The sequence below is a fragment of the Pseudenterobacter timonensis genome, from assembly GCF_900021175.1.
GTDB classification, from domain to species: domain Bacteria; phylum Pseudomonadota; class Gammaproteobacteria; order Enterobacterales; family Enterobacteriaceae; genus Enterobacter; species Enterobacter timonensis.
The window spans coordinates 420,710-439,356 of record NZ_FCOP01000010.1; the positions used below are offsets into that span (position 1 = coordinate 420,710).

Below are 18,647 nucleotides of genomic sequence, written 5' to 3' on the forward strand. Positions count from 1 at the left end.
GGAATCTGACATGCCGCTTTCTTCAGCGCTTCAGCAACAGTGGCAGACGGTATGCGACCGCCTGCCGGAATCATTACCCGCCTCGTCGTTAAGTGAAGAGGCGCAGCAAGTACTGACTTTTAGTGATTTTGTGCAGGAGAGTATTACCGCCCATCCCGACTGGCTGGCAGCGCTGGAAATGTCGCCGCCGCAGGCTGACGAGTGGCGTCACTATCCGCTGTGGCTGAAGGAGGCGCTAAGCGAGGTTACCGACGAGCCGACGCTGCTGCGCGTGCTGCGCCAGTTCCGTCGCCGGATGATGGTGCGTATCGCCTGGGCCCAGGCGCTGCGGCTGAACGATGATGAAAGTACCCTGCAGCAGCTAAGCAGCCTGGCGCAGACGCTCATCGTGGCGGCCCGCGACTGGCTCTACGACGCCTGCTGTAAAGAGTGGGGCACGCCGTGCAGCGAGGCGGGTGTGCCGCAGCCGCTTTTGATTCTGGGTATGGGCAAGCTTGGCGGCGGTGAACTGAATTTTTCCTCCGATATCGACCTTATCTTCGCCTGGCCGGAAAAAGGGAGCACCCGCGGCGGACGCCGGGAGCTGGACAATGCCCAGTTCTTCACCCGTCTCGGCCAGCGGCTGATTAAAGCGCTGGATCAGCCCACCCAGGACGGCTTTGTCTACCGCGTGGATATGCGTCTGCGTCCGTTCGGCGACAGCGGCCCGCTGGTGCTGAGCTTTGCCGCGCTCGAGGATTATTACCAGGAGCAGGGGCGCGACTGGGAGCGCTACGCCATGGTTAAAGCGCAGATCATGGGCGATGACGGCGGGGAGTATGCCAGCGAGCTGCGGGCCATGCTGCGCCCGTTCGTCTTTCGTCGCTATATCGACTTCAGCGTGATCCAGTCCCTGCGCAATATGAAAGGGATGATCGCCCGCGAAGTGCGGCGGCGCGGTCTGAAGGACAATATCAAGCTCGGCGCGGGCGGCATCCGCGAAATCGAATTTATCGTGCAGGTGTTTCAGCTGATTCGCGGCGGACGCGAGCCGTCGCTACAGTCCCGCTCGCTGCTGCCCACGCTTGTGGCCATCGATCAGCTGCATCTCCTGCCGGAAGGGGATGCGCAGACGCTGCGCGAGGCCTATCTCTTTTTGCGTCGTCTGGAAAATCTTCTGCAAAGCATTAACGATGAGCAAACCCAGACCCTGCCCGCTGACGAGCTGAACCGCGCGCGGCTGGCGTGGGGAATGGGGATGGACGACTGGGCGGCGCTGACCGAAAGGCTCGCCGCCCACATGGGGAGCGTTCGCCGTATCTTCAACGAGCTTATCGGCGACGATGAAGGCGAGAGCCAGGAAGATGCCCTGTCGGAAAACTGGCGCGAGCTGTGGCAGGATGCGCTCCAGGAAGATGACACGACGCCGGTGCTGGCGCACCTGAGCGACGACGATCGTCGCCGGGTGGTGGCGCTGATCGCTGATTTTCGTAAAGAGCTGGACCGGCGCACCATCGGCCCGCGCGGCCGCCAGGTGCTGGATCATCTGATGCCGCACCTGTTGAGCGATGTCTGCTCCCGCCCCGACGCCCCGGTGCCGCTGTCACGTCTGACGCCGCTGCTGGCGGGCATTATCACCCGCACCACCTATCTGGAGCTGTTAAGCGAGTTTCCCGGCGCGCTTAAACATCTCATCTCCCTCTGCGCCGCCTCGCCGATGGTGGCGAGCCAGCTGGCGCGCTATCCGCTGCTGCTGGACGAGCTGCTCGACCCCAACACTCTCTACCAGCCGACAGCGACCGACGCTTATCGCGACGAGCTGCGCCAGTATCTGCTGCGTGTACCGGAAGAGGATGAGGAGCAGCAGCTGGAGGCGCTGCGTCAGTTCAAGCAGGCGCAGCTGCTGCGCGTGGCGGCGGCCGATATTGCCGGGACGCTGCCGGTAATGAAAGTAAGCGATCACTTAACCTGGCTTGCAGAGGCGATCATCGATGCGGTAGTGCAGCAGGCGTGGGGGCAGATGGTGGCGCGCTACGGTCAGCCGACCCATCTGGCGGATCGGGAAGGGCGTGGCTTTGCCGTGGTGGGTTACGGCAAGCTGGGGGGCTGGGAGCTGGGCTATAGCTCCGATCTGGATCTGATCTTCCTGCACGATTGCCCGGCGGACGTTATGACCGACGGCGAGCGGGAAATCGACGGACGCCAGTTCTACCTGCGTCTGGCCCAGCGCATCATGCACCTCTTCAGCACCCGCACCTCCTCGGGCATTCTTTACGAGGTGGATGCGCGTCTGCGACCCTCCGGGGCGGCGGGCATGCTGGTAACCTCTGTCGAGGCGTTTAGAGACTATCAGCAAAACGAAGCCTGGACCTGGGAACATCAGGCGCTGGTGCGCGCCCGTGTGGTCTACGGCGATCCGCAGTTAAAAGCGCAGTTCGACGCGGTGCGCCGGGACATATTGACCGCTACGCGCGAGGGCGACGCGCTACAGACTGAAGTGCGGGAGATGCGCGAGAAAATGCGCGCGCATCTGGGGAACAAGCATCGCGATCGCTTTGATATTAAAGCGGACGAAGGCGGGATCACCGATATCGAATTTATCACCCAGTATCTGGTGCTGCGCCACGCCCATGACAGGCCGAAGCTGACCCGCTGGTCCGATAATGTGCGCATTCTGGAGCTGCTGGCGCAGAACGGGATTATGGACGAACAGGAGGCGCAGGCGCTAACCCGCGCGTACACCACGCTTCGCGACGCGCTGCACCATCTGGCGCTGCAGGAGGCGCCTGGACACGTGGCGCAGGATGGCTTTAGCGCCGAGCGCGAGCAGGTGCGCGCCAGCTGGCAGAAGTGGCTGGTGGAGCCGTGCGTAAGTGAACAAGTGTGATATTATCGCGCGCAAATTGTGAATCTTTCTGGAGTCAGGAATGAAAGTAACACTGCCAGAGTTTGAACGTGCTGGAGTTTTGGTTGTTGGTGATGTGATGCTGGATCGCTACTGGTATGGGCCGACCAGCCGTATCTCCCCGGAAGCGCCGGTACCGGTGGTGAAGGTTGAAACCATCGAGGAGCGTCCCGGCGGCGCGGCGAACGTGGCAATGAACATCGCTTCCCTGGGCGCCCATTCGCGTCTGGTGGGGCTGACCGGCATCGACGATGCGGCGCGTGCCCTGAGCAAGTCGCTGGCTGACGTGAACGTAAAATGCGACTTCGTTTCTGTGCCGACCCATCCCACGATCACCAAGCTGCGCGTGCTCTCCCGAAACCAGCAGCTTATTCGCCTCGACTTTGAAGAGGGGTTTGCAGGCGTCGATCCCGAGCCGCTGCACGAGCGGATTAACCAGGCGCTGGGCTCTATTGGGGCGCTGGTGCTCTCTGACTATGCCAAAGGGGCGCTTACCAGCGTACAGCAGATGATTCAGCTGGCGCGCGGGGCAAATGTCCCGGTGCTGATCGACCCGAAAGGCACCGACTTTGAACGCTACCGTGGCGCGACGCTGCTGACGCCAAACCTTTCTGAGTTTGAAGCGGTGGCGGGCAAGTGTAAAACCGAAGAGGAGCTGGTTGAGCGCGGCATGAAAATCATCGCTGATTTCGAGCTGTCTGCGCTTTTGGTGACCCGCTCCGAACAGGGCATGACGCTCCTGCAGCCGGGCAAAGCGCCGCTGCATATGCCGACCCAGGCGCAGGAAGTTTACGACGTGACCGGGGCAGGCGATACGGTGATTGGCGTGCTGGCGGCGACGCTGGCGGCAGGTAATTCGCTGGAAGAGGCTTGTTACTTTGCTAACGCGGCGGCGGGCGTGGTCGTCGGCAAGCTGGGTACCTCCACCGTTTCGCCCATTGAGCTGGAAAACGCGGTGCGTGGCCGTGCCGATACCGGCTTTGGCGTGATGACCGAGGATGAGCTGAAGGTGGCCGTGGCCGCGGCGCGCAAGCGTGGCGAGAAGGTGGTTATGACCAACGGCGTGTTCGATATCCTGCACGCGGGCCATGTCTCTTACCTGGCGAACGCCCGTAAACTGGGCGATCGCCTGATCGTGGCGGTTAACAGCGATGCCTCCACCAAGCGTCTGAAAGGCGACTCTCGCCCGGTGAATCCCCTGGAGCAGCGCATGATTGTGCTCGGCGCGCTGGAGGCGGTGGACTGGGTGGTCTCGTTTGAAGAAGATACGCCGCAGCGTCTGATTGCCGGTATTCTGCCGGATCTGCTGGTAAAAGGCGGGGATTATAAGCCGGAGCAGATCGCGGGCAGCGAAGAGGTCTGGGCCAATGGCGGCGAGGTGATGGTGCTCAATTTTGAAGATGGTTGCTCCACCACCAATATCATCAAAAAGATCCAGAAAAACAGTCAGTAAAAAAACGGGCCAGTTGGCCCGTTTTTCATGTCGGATGGCCGCTGCGCCTTACCCGACCTGTGTGTTCTGCCTCTTTCTGCAGGCCCGGTAAGCGTAGCGTCGCCGGGCCTTACTGTTGAGGTTGATCGTCGATCGGCGGGATGGCCGGCGCAGGCGTCACTTCAGAAGGCAGATCCGCAGGCGCGTTACGGTTTTCCAGATCGTTCAGGCGTTGCTCCAGCAGCGCCAGCTTTTCGCGGGTGCGCAGCAGCACCTGTGTCTGTACGTCAAACTCTTCACGGCTTACCAGGTCAAGGCGCGAAAGCTGTCCCTGCAGAACCTGGCGGATCTTTTTCTCTACATCATCACCAAACTCGCGAATACCCTTCGGCATGGACTCATGAACCTGGCGTGCAATCTGCTCAATTTTTTTCGGGTCGATCATTGTGGTTTCCCTTGTTCTAAAGGTGTTAACAATTATTGTAGCGCGTTACGCCTTTACATAAACCAGAATTGTTTGAAGCTTATGCATTGCCCACGATAATCAATAGCGTTATAGTTATCTCGCTTATTCTCAGGGCGGGGCGAAATTCCCCACCGGCGGTAAATCAGCCATTGCGCTGAAAGCCCGCGAGCGCTTTGGAGTAAAATTCAAAGGTCAGCAGATCCGGTGTAATTCCGGGGCCGACGGTTAAAGTCCGGATGGGAGAGAGTAACCGGTCGGGCATGGCCCGCTCACGTTATCTTTTTGCCGCTTATACGGCGCTCCTAAGACTGCCCTGATTCTGGTAACCATAAAGTTAATGAGGTTTTTTTACCATGAATCAGACGCTCCTTTCCTCTTTTGGCACTGCTGTTGAACGTGTTGAACATGCGCTGGCCGCCCTGCGTGAAGGCCGCGGCGTGATGGTGCTTGATGACGAAAACCGTGAAAACGAAGGCGATATGATTTTCGCTGCCGAAACCATGACCGTTGAGCAGATGGCGCTCACCATTCGTCACGGCAGCGGCATTGTCTGCCTCTGCATCACGGAAGACCGCCGTAAACAGCTCGACCTGCCAATGATGGTCGAAAATAACACCAGCGCGTTTGGCACCGGTTTTACCGTAACCATCGAAGCGGCGCACGGCGTTACCACTGGCGTATCGGCGGCGGACCGTATTACCACCGTTCGCGCGGCGATTGCCGACGACGCGAAACCAGCCGATCTGCACCGTCCCGGCCACGTTTTCCCGCTGCGCGCGCAGCCGGGCGGCGTACTGACCCGTGGCGGTCACACCGAAGCGACTATCGATCTGGTAACGCTGGCAGGCTTTAAGCCCGCGGGCGTACTGTGTGAGCTGACCAATGACGACGGTACAATGGCGCGCGCGCCGGAGTGCATCGTCTTTGCCCGTCAGCACAACATGCCGGTTGTGACCATCGAAGATCTGGTGGAGTACCGCCAGGCGCACGAGCGCAAAGCCAGCTAAAAGTGCTGATGTGAAAAAGCCGGGGAAACCCGGCTTTTTTGTCTCTGACGCTTGTTAACCTTGTACCGTTACTGATAGTTAATTTTGACAATAATATCTTTGCTGAACGGTCCCATCCGGAGGACTTCTCCGGGCTTTCGGGTTAATTCGGCAGTGTACTGATGCGTTATGGTCGTGACCGCACTGTCAGGATAATAAGTGGCGAAAGGCAGATACTGGTTGTAAGTCACATTGCCCTCTTTCTTATCAACGAGGCGCATAAGTAACCCATTTTCCATATCCAGATGCGTATCATCATAGAGCGTATCCGTAGTGTAGAAACTGGTTGTAACGTCAAATTGCTCCGAGCACCCGGCACTCTCATCCTTGATGGTTGATATGCTGAAAGGGGATTTAATCGTCCCGGCATCAAGCGCATGTTCGGTAAACTGACCAAAGTTAACGATCTGGTTATCTGGATAAATCCTGATATTTACCGAGCAATCCAGGAAGTGAATATTGGAGAGGCCGTCAACGTTATAATGCAAGTTTTTGGCGTTGCTGAGCCTGTTGATTCCACCTGCGCCGTCAAACGTCAATACCGTGACCGCGGGGAAGGTGAACTCAATTCTCTCCTTCGGGACCATTTTTAATTTAACATAGAGACGAAAACGTGCTGTAAACGTTACGTTCTTTTGAATTACCGATCCATTGCAGGCGGCATGCGTGTAGCTTTTATCGAAGTCATCCATCTTATCCAGACAGGCGCCGGTATCAATTTTTATATCAGGGATATCATAGTCTACGCCGTTATATGTCACGCCAAACGCCAGATAGGGATTATTAGTTATAAGGCTGTCGGTGTTGTGAAAACTGTCAAGAATGTAGGCATGAATGTTTTCGCTCCAGGGATCCTGTTGAACCGATTTGGTATGGTCGCGTGAGGCATTATCGCAGTAAACCGTCACCAACAAATCGCCACTTTCCCAGATTTTTTGTCCCGTTGGGGCGTTGGCTGGCACGGTAAACCAGGGCAACGTTGTGGTGACCACATTTGCACCGCCTTTAGCATCTTTGTAGCAGTCCAGCGCCCAGACAGAGGAAGAGAAGAGAGATAAAAGGGCGATAACAGCAAAATAGATTTTTTTCATCATTATCCTTTATTCACCGGCTTGCTCTGACAAGTGAGTTGTACTGCATTGCAGCTCACTTTAAACATTTCCAGTCCGCCATAGTCGCCGATGTAACCGATTTGAAATTCCGCAGGTAAATTTGCGAGTTTCTGGCTGGCTTCAGCGAAAGGCGCAATCATCACGCTCTCCGCCCCCGGCAGTAACGTTTTGCCGTTCAGGCCGATATATCCCACGGTGATGTAGTACGGGCTGCCGTTTTTAAAAATCAGATTGCTGTCAGAGCGGGAGAGGGTCACTTTATCCAGAGGAAGATACTGACCCTCTTTGAGTTCAATGGCTTTGGGGCGCCAGAAGAGCTTCAGACGACTTTGCATTGCGATCTGCATGACGTTCTGCTGTTCCGCTTTGGGGGGGATTTCCCGTACGTTGTAATAGAACAATGATTCCCGATCGGCGGGGAGCTGAGTAAGACGCTGCTGCGCCATCAGACGCACCTGTGCCTGCTCATCCGGCTCTATACGCAGCAGTGGCGGAACGGGGGAGATAAACTCACGTGTCTTTTTGCCGTGTATATCTTCGATCCAGGATTGGGCAAGGTAAGGATCGGTTTTACTCTGATTTGTGAGCCTCACCGAAACGCTTTTTGCTGAAGCGTTGAAAATAATGCGAGTTCTGTCCGGCGACACGGTGGCATGCGCCAGCCCGCTGAGGCTCATCAGACAGAGAAGTCCTTTTGTAACGAAAGAGAGATTCATTTTATTCATCCTGAATTAATGCACTGTTTTACAAGGTAATAAAATAGCGGTGCCGCTAAGGTTGCTCTGGTTTGGCGGTGTAATTTCGCACGTTTTATCAGCCCAGGTCAGGCGTAGCGTACTGTCATCCTGTATGCCGCTAAGGTAAACAAATCCTTCCTCGGCAATCAGGCCGACTTCTCTGCCGGAGGCCTTGTCCACGACGCTAATACCCAGCGGCGGGTAGTGACCGTTTTCCTGCTGCACGATGCCGACGATCTGATAGCCTTTGGTGGCATTGAGTTTGCTATAGCCAATGGCGCCTTCGGTCATTGTGGTTCGGATAACGGAGTTTTCGATATCCACGCCATCCGGAAGGGTGTTGCTATTCACCCGGATGGTTGAGGTTATATAGTTGGACAATGAAGGCACCACAGCGATACCAAAGGCGTTGGTGCGGGTGCGTGAGCTATTGACCTCAATTCCCTCCACGCCATCGGCATCCACCATCATGCGCGCGTTATTGGCCGGACTGTAATCATGCAGCGACATACCGTGGCGCGTTGCGGTGAGCGAACCATTCCAGCCAGCGCTGATGGAGCGGTATTGGTTGGGCTGCACGCTGCCGTTCATATTCAAACGGCCATACGGTGAATAATGCTGATATCCGCCGCGAAGCGAAGGCTCTCCGTGACGTAAGTCTTCTTCAGTGGTCGATGCCGACAGATTCCATGTGTTGTTACGATCGGATGAGTCGTAATACGACGCCATATGAGACGCGCTATTACCGCCAGAGCGCTGATAGCTGTACATGAGGTTGCGGCTCTGCTCCAGCGGAAGAGTAAGCGAGAAGAAAACCTGATTTTCGCTGCTGTCGTCCCAGCGGATCCGGCTCAGGGCCAGCGAAGCGGATATTCCCCTGAACGGGCCAATATCAAAATTACGGCTTATCGAGAAAGAGTAATTCGTGTTGCTACTATTATCCCAGTAGGTGTTACGGGTGATGTTGAGATAGCTGTTGAGCGACAGGGATTCAAGATACTGGTTAAAGGAGACGACATAGCTCTCTTTTTCATTGGTTGTTGAATCGTCACCCTCCCGGCTGGCAAGGTATTCGCTCATGGAGACGTATTCTTTGTCCGAGAAACGATACCCCGCGAAGGTAATTTGGCTGCCGGTTTCCTCGAAGCGCTTGGCATAGTTCACGCGATAGCTGAAACCACGCTGTTTTTCATCTTTTTCCTGACGCAGCGTGGCCTCCGCTTCCGTCACGTCAAAGGATAACGAACCAAAGGAATCCATGTTAAAGCCGATCCCGGAGGTCACGGCATGATAGTCATCCGCCGTCAGCATGGTGCCGCCATAAAGGGAGACCTTGCTTAACCAGCCCCAGGAGAGCTCGCCGGTAAAAAACAGGGGATTATTAACATCGTTATGACCCGTTTCGGTCGGCTTTCCAACAGAAGTTTTATAACGTACCTGGCCTTTGCGGGTCAGGAAAGGAATGGAGGATGAACCAACCTGGAAAGTGGATTTGCGCCCGTCTTCTTCTTCCACCACCACGTCCAGCTGCCCCTGATAGGTTTCACCCAGATCGGTAATCGTAAAAGGGCCAGGCGCGACGGTAGTTTGATACAGAATACGGCCCGACTGGGAAACGGTCACTTTCGCATTGGTTTGCGCAATGCCGGTAATTTGTGGGGCGTAGCCTTGCAGATCGGGCGGCAGCATACTTTCATCGCTCTCCAGCGACGCGCCGCTAAAGTGGAAAGTATCAAAAATATCAGAGCTCAAATCATATTGCCCCAGCGTCAATTTTGACGACAGGGAAGGAAGAGGGCGATAGAGATAGGTTCGTGCCAGGCTGCTGTCGCTGCCTGTAGACTTGCCGTTACGAAAGTCCTGGTTATATTGATAATCTGAACGTAAACGCCATGCGCCCAGGTTGAACCCGAGCGTACCATAGGCGCTAATATTCTGGCTGTCCTCCCCTCCCTGAGGATTATACTGGCTCGCATAGAGATTATAATCGAGCAAAACGCCTGCGATGCCCTGATCCCAGAATTCCGGCGGCGTCCAGTTCCGTGCCTGGTATTTCATCCAGGCCTGCGGGACGGTAATGGAGAGAACCATGGTGCCCTTATTCAGCGCAAAAAGCAGTTCTGGCTTTGCAGCTAAATCCAGACACTTGCCGTTCGGTAAATAGCGGAGTTCCGATATAAAGTCTGGATCCAGGCCGAAACGGGTCAGGTGCTCTGCATTGACACAAAGCAGCGAACCGCTTTCGCCTTCCGTAGCGATCCATTCCATCATCAGCGGTTGAGGCAAGGTGTTTTTATTTACCTGCACGCTAACCAGGTATTGGCCTGGTGTGATATGTCCCTTCTTTTTAAACTGGGAAATATCAATATTGTTACGATCCTCCACATCAATCATATCAGTGTTAAATTCAACCGCAGCTACGGGAAGCACGAAGAGCGCCGAGCACAAGGATGCACTCAGCGTATGCCTAATCAGAGCAGAGAATTTTGCGAGTCGAAATGCTGAATGATTGAACATAAATCCTTTTCACTCATATAAAATAATACGTAAAAGCCGATGAATCCTTCATCGGCTGGTATTACAGGCGAGTAACAACGGAATTATTTGTAATCCAGAACGTAATTCGCTTGCGCCTGAACGTTACCCGGAGTCGCTGTCTTACCACTCAACGGCTCCATACGCGCTTTAAAATTCAGCTCCTGATAGGAACTCGTTGTCGGGAAAAAGACCTCAATTGGGCTACCTAACGTCACCATATTGCTGCCGCTATCCAGCAGACGAACGCCTACGCCAGTTGCGCCGCCAATGTTGCCGTCCAGGGTGTTTTTCATCAGGCTGGTATCAGTGGTGTCGGTGCTGGCGGAGGTAAAGGTTACCTTCACTTTATCGACGGTGGTTGTTGAGCCTTCGGTAGTAGTGGAAAGAATACAGTCCTGAAGATGGATGGTCACATCAACGGGCAGCGACTTTTTACCGCTGTTCAATACGCTGTCCGCAACTTCGCCTAAATTAATGGTCTGGTTTTCATCACCTGGAGTGATGGAGCAGGGTGCGCTGATGACTTCACCCGTGAAAGTGAGCTTACCTGAACCCTGGTTATCTTCCGCAGAAGCAGTAAATGCCAGAGTTGAAAGCAGCGCTGTGGTAGCGGCTGCCAGGATCGTCTTGTTAAACATAAAGCTATAATCCTTTATAGAGGGAGTATGATGCATTAACGAGATAATTAACGTCATAAAGTTTTTGCATTTAAGCGCGGTACTATATATCAATCACAATATAATTTATCTCGTTAGTAATTCTTCATGGGGTCTTTAATTTTTCTAAGTTGATACGTTTTATTTATGGGTGACAGTGGAGCGGTCTATTTGGTCAGGAAGAGGCTTAATACTTGTTTTACTAAAAATTCCTCCATTTTTTATGTATCTTTTAGCGATGACTGCCGGAAAAGTCATTTATTTAAATGATGTATCCTGGCTGGAGTTCATAGTTTCAATAATATGAATGTCCAGTGCCTATAAATGTGCCTAATAAATAATTCGCGGTATGGAAATAATAATGAAGATAATTTATAAGGCGTACATATATATTGCCTTGATTCTGATGTTGTAATAACACAGAAAAAGTTCGGTTGCGGACATTTCACGCGGCCCGCCTTCAGACGTTTCCGCCATATCGGATATACCGATCCGAAAGAATTGCTTTGCGCCGGCAGGACCGCCAGGTTCTGCTCATCTGTGATGAACAAAGCGAGGCGGCAGGGCGACTTAAACTTCTACATTCAAATTTCCTGATGATCTTCTTCACGCTTCTCCGGGTTCATCTGCAGCGGAATGCGCGTAGTGTAGAACCCTAAAACTGACACCCTCCGTAAGGATATCATCATGAGCGCTTCCCGTATGCCAGCACTCTTTTTAGGCCATGGCAGCCCGATGAACGTGCTGGAAGATAACGTCTATACCCGCGTCTGGCGCCAGCTGGGAGAGACATTGCCGCGACCGAAAGCGATTGTGGCCATCTCTGCGCACTGGTATACGCGCGGCACGGGCGTCACCGCCATGGCTGCGCCAAAAACCATCCACGATTTCGGCGGTTTTCCGCAGGCGCTGTATGACACGCACTATCCGGCCCCCGGTTCGCCCGCGCTGGCGCAGCGGCTGGTGGAGCTGCTCTCCCCTGTACCGGTGGTGCTGGATAACGAGGCCTGGGGTTTTGATCATGGCTCATGGGGCGTGCTAATAAAGATCTATCCGCAGGCGGATATTCCGATGGTGCAGCTGAGCATCGACCGTAACCAGCCCGCGGCCTGGCACCTGGAGATGGGCCGTAAGCTTGCCGCCCTGCGTGAAGAGGGCGTTATGCTGGTGGCAAGCGGCAACGTGGTGCACAACCTTCGCGCGGCCCGCTGGCAGGGGGAGAATATTCCCTATCCGTGGGCCACATCGTTCAATGATTTTGTCAAAGCGAATCTTACCTGGCAGGGTGAGGCAGCGGCGCATCCGCTGGTGAACTACCTCGACCACGAGGGCGGGGCGCTGGCGAACCCGACGCCGGAACACTATCTGCCGCTGCTTTACGCCCTGGGAACATGGGATGGTAAAGAGCCGGTGACTATTCCGGTGGATGGCATTGAGATGGGGAGTCTGAGTATGCTGTCGGTGCAGGTGGGATAACAACATGCCCGGTGGCGGCTTCGCCTTACCCGGCCTACATGTCGAGCGTAGGCCCGGTAAGCGTAGCGCCGCCGGACAAGTCTTATTCAATAAAAATATGTGGATAGAAGCGTGACAGATCCTGAGTGATCAGCGCCCGATCTTCACGAATCCCGATCCCGGCAGGCTGATCGTTGATGAGCCAGCTACCAATCAGGGTATAGCTGTCGCCAAACTTCGGCAGCGGATGGAACTGCTGCACGATCATTCCTTCTTCACCATATGGACCCTCTACCGCCTCGAGCGTTTTGCCGTTTTCAATAATGGAGACGTTGGCCCCTTCGCGGGAGAAGATCGGCTTCATTACATACTTCTCCATCGGCGGATGGTCATCTTCCGCAAAGTACGCCGGCAGCAGGTTAGGGTGATCCGGGAACATCCCCCACAGCATTGGCAGCAGCGCCTTGTTGGAGATAATGCTTTTCCAGGCCGGTTCCAGCCAGCGAACGCCCGCATCCTCCAGCTTGGTGGAGAACATTTCGCGCAGCATATACTCCCACGGATAGAGCTTGAAGAGATTGCTGATGACCTGATCCTGCAGGTCGGTGAACTGACCTTTTTCGCCAAGCCCGATATCTTCGATATAGAGGAACTCGGTGGCTACTTCCGCTTCTGCGGCACAATCCTGCAGATACTGTACCGTACCGCGATCTTCCACCGTGTCGCGACAGCAGGCGAGATGGAGCAGATTAAAACCGTGCTGCTCGCGCAGTTCGGCGAACCGTTCGATTAGCTTCTCCTGCAGGCTGTTGAACTGGTCGCTCCCTGTTGGCAGCTTGCCCGCAGCAAGCTGATCTTCCAGCCAGATCCACTGGAAAAAGGCCGCTTCGTACAGCGAGGTGGGGGTGTCGGCGTTATTCTCCAGCAGCTTAGGCTCGCCGGTGCCGTCCCACGCCAGGTCGAGGCGGGAATAGAGCGAAGGCTGGTGCGTTTTCCAGGACTGGCGGACAAAGCCCCAGGTGTGTTTCGGAATGCGGAATTTGGTCATCAGCGCGTCGCTGTCGATCACCTTTTCCACGACCTTCAGGCACATCTGATGCAGCTCAGCGGTGACCGCCTCCAGCTTTTCAACCTGGGCAAGGGTGAGCTTGTAATAGGCATCTTCACACCAGTACGGCTCGCCATACATGGTGTGAAAATTGAAGCCATATTCGGTCGCTTTTTCGCGCCAGTCCGGGCGCTCAACAATCTCAATTCGTTCCATATTTAGCCGCCCATTGAGCGCGAAGAGGTACCTGCAGCGCTACGCTGCATGGTCGATTGCTTCGCCACCGACTCGCCAAAGCCACCGCGGGTGACGGTGCTGGTAGTAGCCGGTTTCGGCGCCATAGCGGTTTTCGGAACGGTCGTGGTACGGCCAGGCGTAGCCGCACCATAGCTTTTACCACTGGCGTCGGTATATTTCCCGTAGGCAGGGCTGTTAGGGTTTTTAGAGCTGAACAGCGGCTGCTGCTGATAGCCCGCGCCGCCGCCCATCAGACGGCCCATCATATAGCCCGCCATGAGCGGCATCCAGAAGCTGCCGCTGGACTGCGCCTGCGCCTGGTTTTCCGGCGCGGTGCCAGCCTGAGCTGGCGTCTGCTGGCACTGACCTTCACCAAACTCAGCCACACAATCTTCACGGGTGGCATATTTCGGCGCGGTGCGCTCCGCCTCTTTCAGGGCGTTGTTGTAGGCGGTGGTGCATTCTGCGCTTTTGCCGGTGGCCGCCGCGCAGTCGTCCGCGTTCTGATACATTGAAACCGTTTCGTCGCTTTGCTCACAGCCCGCCAGCATAAAGACGGCAGTGACCGCCAGCGCGACGGGAGTAAGATGACGGGCGTTCCAGCTTTTACGGAACGTCGCGTGATTAATGGATCTTGTCCGTTTCATTTTTGTCTTCCAGGACCAGGGGTAATAACGCTCAGGATAGAGGATGAGTGGTCGAAAATGAAGCGAAGAACGGGCTAAACAGGGGGATCTTTACGTTGGCTTACGTTGGGGAGTGATTTTGCGCAGAATGGCGCTGCGCTTACCCGGCCTGCGGTGAAGCAGGCCCGATAAGCGAAGCGCTATTGGCAGGACTTAATGACGGAACGGATTGCTGCCGCTGCGGGCTGGCGTAGTGGTACGCGCCGCGGTTGGCTGTGCGGCAGGCATGGTCGCGTTACCGTTAGCGGTATTGCCGGTGAAGTTATCCACGGCGGCATCCTGCTGCGGATTTTCCGGGGCGACGCTTTCCGGTGAGGTCGGCACCGCCTGGCCCAGCGTATTATTGAGCGCCACCAGATCCTGCTCGTTCAGCGTACCGAGCGCAGATTTGATGTTCAGCAGGTTAATCAGGTAGCTGTAACGGGCGCTGGAGAGCTGTTGTTTCGCTTCATACAGCGTGGTGGTGGCGTCCAGCACGTCAACGATGGTACGGGTACCGACGGAATAACCCGCTTCGTTCGCATCCAGAGAACTCTGCGCAGAGACAACCGCCTGTTTGTAGGCGTTAATGCTGCTGATGGAAGCGTTGACGTTATTAAAGGAAGAACGCACGGTCTGCACAACGTTGCGGTGCGCGGTTTCTAACTGCTCGCTGGCACCCACAAAATTATACTGCGCCTGCTTCACCTGCGAGTTAACCAGCCCGCCCTGGTAGATCGGCAGGGAGAAGCTCAGGCCCACTTTATTCTGGCCCATGTTGCTGTCGTCATACTGGCCGGAGTTGGTTTTCGAGCCGCTGTAGCTGGTGTCAGAGACGCCGGTCGACGCGGTTAAATCCAGGGTAGGCAGATGGCCATCCTGCGCCAGACGAATCTGCTCGCGCGCCAGATCCTGGCTTAAACGCGCCTGCAGCAGCGTCAGGTTGCGGTTTTCCGCCTCTTTCAGCAGGGCGTTAACCGGCTGCGGCTTATCGGTTTTGAAGCTCTCCACGTTGAGAGAGGCCAGCTCAGGATAGTAGTTGCCGGTGATCTGGCGCAGGTTTTCCACCGCGTTGTCCAGATCGTTGCGGGCGGTCACTTCGTTTGCCAGTACGGTATCGTACTGTGAACGGGCGTTCTGCACGTCGGTGATAGCAACCAGACCCACGTTAAAACGCTGGGTGGTTTGATCGAGCTGACGATAGATGGCCTGTTTCTGCGCTTCGGTAAAGGCCAGCGTATCAATGGCGCTCAGCACCTGGAAATAGGCCTGCGCGGTATTCAGAATCAGGGTCTGCTGGTCGGCCTGGTAGGTGACGTCCTGAATGCCTGCGGATTTTTCCTGCAGGGAGAGCGTGCGCCATTTGGACATATCAAACAAGGTTTGCGTCAGCTGCAGCGAGGCGCTGGTGGCGTTGGAGTTCACACCATTTGCATCGCGGAATCCATTGCTGTATGTATAATCAGCACCTAAGCCCAACTGCGGCAGCAGCGGACTACGCGCTTCGTTAATCTTTTCAAACGCGGCATCACGATCGGCGGCTGATCTACGCAGTTCAGGGTTACTCAGACGAGCCTGTTGATACACTTGCAACAGGTTCTCTGCCTGGCTCATTGCGCTGAAGCCCGTCAGGCTCAGACCGATAAGGATGGGGAGCAATTTCTTCATTTGCATTCCTTGTTGTGAAGCAGTTTTAGCGCGTGTCTAATTTAAAAAAATAATCGCCGATTCTAACAGAATCTTCCACACCAAAAGGTTGGCGTTACGTGCCATCTGGCGGTAATTTGCACCAATCTATCATATAGCCTGTGAAACGGCAGCCAAACGGGGTTGAAATTCATTATTTCATCACGATTGATACCAGGATACCGTCATGCAAAAACCAGAAAAGACGCCAGTGACCTTCGCCAAAAACGATGTAGAAATTATTGCACGAGAAACGCTTTATAGCGGTTTTTTTTCGCTCGAACTTTACCGTTTCAGGCATCGCCTGTTTAACGGCGAAATGAGCGGCGAAGTCCGGCGCGAAATTTTTGAGCGCGGCCATGCGGCGGTGTTGCTACCCTATGACCCCGAGCGTGATGAAGTGGTGCTGGTGGAGCAGATCCGCATCGCGTCATATGAGACCAGCTCCACGCCGTGGCTGCTGGAGATGGTCGCGGGAATGATTGAAGAGGGGGAAACGCCGGAAGAGGTGGCCCGGCGGGAAGCGCAAGAGGAGGCCGGACTGACGGTCGGGCGCACGCGGCCGGTGCTGAGCTTTCTGGCGAGCCCTGGCGGAACCAGTGAACGTTCGTCTATTCTGGTGGGCGAAGTGGACGCCACGACCGCGGAAGGTATTCACGGTCTGGCAGATGAAAACGAAGACATTCGTGTTCATGTGGTAAGTCGGGAACTGGCTTACCAGTGGGTAGAAGAGGGGAAAATCGACAACGCGGCGTCAGTCATCGCTCTGCAATGGCTACAGCTGCACTATCAAAAGTTACGAGACGAGTGGAAAAAATGAAGCGTTATACACCTGACTTCCCAGAAATGATGCGTCTGTGCGAGACCAATTTCGCACAATTACGCCGCCTGCTGCCGCGTGAGGACGCGCCCGGCGAAACGGTAAGCTATCAGGTGAGCAATGCGCAGTATCGGTTAACGATCGTCGAATCAACGCGTTACACAACGCTGGTTGAGATCGAGCAGACGGCTCCGGCGGTAAGTTACTGGAGCCTGCCGTCGATGACGGTGCGCCTGTATCATGACGCGATGGTGGCTGAAGTGTGTTCAAGTCAGCAGATCTTTCGCTTCAAAGCGCGGTATGATTACCCTAATAAAAAGTTGCATCAACGCGACGAAAAGCATCAAATTAACCAGTTTCTGGCCGACTGGCTAAGATATTTTTTAGCACATGGAGCAATGGCGATTCCGGTTTGTTAGCGTCATAAACCTACCTAAGGACACCATTTGGAAAGCCTGTTGAACCTGACTGTTGCTGGTGGGGCGCCAGTCAGGATATTACAAATCACCGATACCCACCTGTTTGCTGAAAAGCATGAAACGCTGCTGGGGGTTAATACCTGGGAGAGCTATCAGGCCGTACTCGCCGCTATCCACGCTGAAAAGCGCGAGTATGATCTGATTGCCGCCACGGGCGATTTAGCGCAGGACCAGACCGCTGCAGCCTATCAGCATTTCGCTGAGGGAATCGCGACCTTTTCGGTACCTTGCGTCTGGCTGCCGGGCAATCATGATTTTCAGCCAGCCATGTATAGCGCGCTGCAGGAGGCGGGGATCTCTCCGGCCAAACGCATCCTGGCAGGCGACCGGTGGCAAATTCTGTTGCTCGACAGTCAGGTATTCGGCGTGCCGCACGGCGAACTCAGCGAGTTTCAGCTCGAGTGGCTGGAACAAAAGCTGAATGACGAGCCTGAGCGCCATACGCTGCTGCTGCTGCATCACCATCCGCTTCCGGCGGGCTGCAGCTGGCTCGATCAACACAGCCTGCGTAACTCAGCCGCGCTGGATCAGGTGCTGCTGAAATTCCCGCACGTGAAAAATCTGCTGTGCGGACATATTCATCAGGAGCAGGATCTCGACTGGAATGGGCGCCGTCTGCTGGCGACCCCGTCAACCTGCGTGCAGTTTAAGCCCCACTGCGCTAACTTTACCTTAGATACCATCGCCCCGGGCTGGCGCTGGCTGGAACTACACGCCGATGGCTCGCTGACCACCGAGGTCTGCCGTCTGGAAGGGGTGCAGTTCCGTCCGGATACGGCCTCCGAAGGATATTGATGTCAACGCTTCTCTATCTTCACGGCTTTAACAGTTCGCCGCGCTCCGCCAAAGCGACGCAGTTTCGCCAGTGGCTGAGCCTCCATCATCCGGAGATCGAGATGATCGTCCCGCAGCTGCCGCCCTATCCGGCGGAGGCGGCGGAGATGCTGGAGTCCATCGTGCTTAATCACGGCGGCGCGCCGTTAGGTATCGTGGGCTCGTCGCTGGGGGGATATTACGCCACCTGGCTGTCGCAATGTTTTATGTTGCCTGCGGTGGTGGTCAATCCGGCGGTACGCCCGTTTGAACTGCTGACGGACTTTCTCGGCCAGAACGAGAACCCCTACACCGGGCAGCAATATGTGCTAGAGTCACGCCATATTTACGATCTTAAAGTTATGCAGGTCGACCCGCTGGAAGCGCCGGATCTGATCTGGCTGCTGCAACAGACGGGCGATGAAGTGCTGGATTACCGCCAGGCTGTGGCTTATTACGCCCTTTGCCGTCAGACTGTGGAGGAGGGAGGTAATCATGCCTTCACGGGCTTTGAGAATCATTTCACCCCGATTGTCGACTTTCTTGGACTGCACAATCTCTGACAATCACTGC

Annotated in this window: 16 protein-coding genes and 1 riboswitch; of the genes, 8 read left to right on the plus strand and 8 right to left on the minus strand. The window is 55.3% G+C overall.

Translation table 11 applies throughout. From position 1 onward, the window contains the following. Window positions 1-10: 10 nt before the first annotated feature. Together glnE and hldE are read left to right on the plus strand one after the other, a co-directional pair. On the plus strand, window positions 11-2,866 hold the full coding sequence (gene glnE, locus BN3796_RS04470; protein WP_061707180.1) for a bifunctional [glutamate--ammonia ligase]-adenylyl-L-tyrosine phosphorylase/[glutamate--ammonia-ligase] adenylyltransferase: 2,856 nt from the start codon (window positions 11-13) through the stop codon (window positions 2,864-2,866). A 40-nt stretch (window positions 2,867-2,906) separates the two neighbouring features. Beyond that, entirely contained in the window at window positions 2,907-4,337 is a 1,431-nt protein-coding gene (gene hldE, locus BN3796_RS04475; RefSeq protein WP_061707181.1) for a bifunctional D-glycero-beta-D-manno-heptose-7-phosphate kinase/D-glycero-beta-D-manno-heptose 1-phosphate adenylyltransferase HldE, read from the plus strand. Window positions 4,338-4,446: 109 nt separating this feature from the next. Here the strand turns inward: hldE and ubiK are convergent, their stop codons facing one another. Beyond that, window positions 4,447-4,761 carry a ubiquinone biosynthesis accessory factor UbiK gene (gene ubiK, locus BN3796_RS04480; protein ID WP_061707182.1) on the minus strand — a complete coding sequence of 105 codons (315 nt, stop codon included), beginning with the start codon at window positions 4,759-4,761 and terminating at the stop codon, window positions 4,447-4,449. 121 nt (window positions 4,762-4,882) lie between these two features. Then, window positions 4,883-5,034, plus strand: a riboswitch (FMN riboswitch). A 101-nt stretch (window positions 5,035-5,135) separates the two neighbouring features. Between ubiK and ribB the strand changes: the two genes are divergently transcribed. Beyond that, window positions 5,136-5,789 (plus strand): 3,4-dihydroxy-2-butanone-4-phosphate synthase, encoded by a 654-nt coding sequence (ribB, locus tag BN3796_RS04485; protein ID WP_061707183.1) that lies wholly within the window; start codon window positions 5,136-5,138, stop codon window positions 5,787-5,789. 68 nt (window positions 5,790-5,857) lie between these two features. On the opposite strand, the gene BN3796_RS04490 is transcribed toward ribB, so the two are convergent. The 4 genes from BN3796_RS04490 to BN3796_RS04505 all read right to left on the minus strand — a co-directional run bounded on the left by BN3796_RS04490 (window position 5,858) and on the right by BN3796_RS04505 (window position 10,853). Next, window positions 5,858-6,919: a fimbrial protein gene (locus tag BN3796_RS04490; RefSeq protein ID WP_061707184.1), complete on the minus strand. Its 1,062-nt coding sequence runs from the start codon at window positions 6,917-6,919 to the stop codon at window positions 5,858-5,860. A gap of 2 nt (window positions 6,920-6,921) precedes the next feature. Next, complete coding sequence (locus tag BN3796_RS04495) at window positions 6,922-7,656, minus strand: fimbrial biogenesis chaperone (protein WP_061707185.1); 735 nt, start codon at window positions 7,654-7,656, stop codon at window positions 6,922-6,924. Window positions 7,657-7,671: 15 nt separating this feature from the next. Then, window positions 7,672-10,194: a fimbria/pilus outer membrane usher protein gene (locus tag BN3796_RS04500; protein ID WP_061707186.1), complete on the minus strand. Its 2,523-nt coding sequence runs from the start codon at window positions 10,192-10,194 to the stop codon at window positions 7,672-7,674. 83 nt (window positions 10,195-10,277) lie between these two features. Then, on the minus strand, window positions 10,278-10,853 hold the full coding sequence (locus BN3796_RS04505; protein WP_061707187.1) for a fimbrial-like protein: 576 nt from the start codon (window positions 10,851-10,853) through the stop codon (window positions 10,278-10,280). 705 nt (window positions 10,854-11,558) lie between these two features. Between BN3796_RS04505 and ygiD the strand changes: the two genes are divergently transcribed. Next, window positions 11,559-12,347, plus strand: a complete 789-nt coding sequence (gene ygiD, locus BN3796_RS04510; RefSeq protein ID WP_061707188.1) for a 4,5-DOPA-extradiol-dioxygenase — start codon at window positions 11,559-11,561, stop codon at window positions 12,345-12,347. A gap of 82 nt (window positions 12,348-12,429) precedes the next feature. On the opposite strand, the gene BN3796_RS04515 is transcribed toward ygiD, so the two are convergent. From BN3796_RS04515 to tolC, 3 genes are all read right to left on the minus strand, one after another. After that, entirely contained in the window at window positions 12,430-13,590 is a 1,161-nt protein-coding gene (locus BN3796_RS04515) for a glutathionylspermidine synthase family protein (RefSeq protein ID WP_061707189.1), read from the minus strand. A 2-nt stretch (window positions 13,591-13,592) separates the two neighbouring features. Further along, a complete protein-coding gene (locus BN3796_RS04520) occupies window positions 13,593-14,258 on the minus strand; it encodes a DUF1190 family protein (RefSeq protein WP_061707190.1) in 666 nt (221 codons plus the stop codon). A gap of 192 nt (window positions 14,259-14,450) precedes the next feature. After that, a complete protein-coding gene (gene tolC / locus BN3796_RS04525) occupies window positions 14,451-15,944 on the minus strand; it encodes an outer membrane channel protein TolC (RefSeq protein WP_061707191.1) in 1,494 nt (497 codons plus the stop codon). Between the two features lie 205 nt (window positions 15,945-16,149). On the opposite strand from tolC, the gene nudF reads away from it, so the two are divergent. The 4 genes from nudF to yqiA are packed head-to-tail and all read left to right on the plus strand — an operon-like array spanning window position 16,150 to window position 18,637. Further along, the gene (nudF, locus tag BN3796_RS04530; protein ID WP_061707192.1) at window positions 16,150-16,782 is read left to right on the plus strand and encodes an ADP-ribose diphosphatase; all 633 of its coding nucleotides are present in this window, start codon (window positions 16,150-16,152) and stop codon (window positions 16,780-16,782) included. Next, on the plus strand, window positions 16,779-17,201 hold the full coding sequence (locus BN3796_RS04535; protein WP_061707193.1) for a DUF1249 family protein: 423 nt from the start codon (window positions 16,779-16,781) through the stop codon (window positions 17,199-17,201). The genes nudF and BN3796_RS04535 overlap by 4 nt, the downstream gene beginning before the upstream one ends. A 27-nt stretch (window positions 17,202-17,228) precedes the next feature. Beyond that, window positions 17,229-18,056, plus strand: a complete 828-nt coding sequence (cpdA, locus tag BN3796_RS04540; RefSeq protein ID WP_061707194.1) for a 3',5'-cyclic-AMP phosphodiesterase — start codon at window positions 17,229-17,231, stop codon at window positions 18,054-18,056. Next, window positions 18,056-18,637 carry an esterase YqiA gene (gene yqiA, locus BN3796_RS04545; RefSeq protein WP_061707195.1) on the plus strand — a complete coding sequence of 194 codons (582 nt, stop codon included), beginning with the start codon at window positions 18,056-18,058 and terminating at the stop codon, window positions 18,635-18,637. Before cpdA ends, yqiA begins: the two co-directional genes overlap by 1 nt. Window positions 18,638-18,647: the final 10 nt, after the last annotated feature.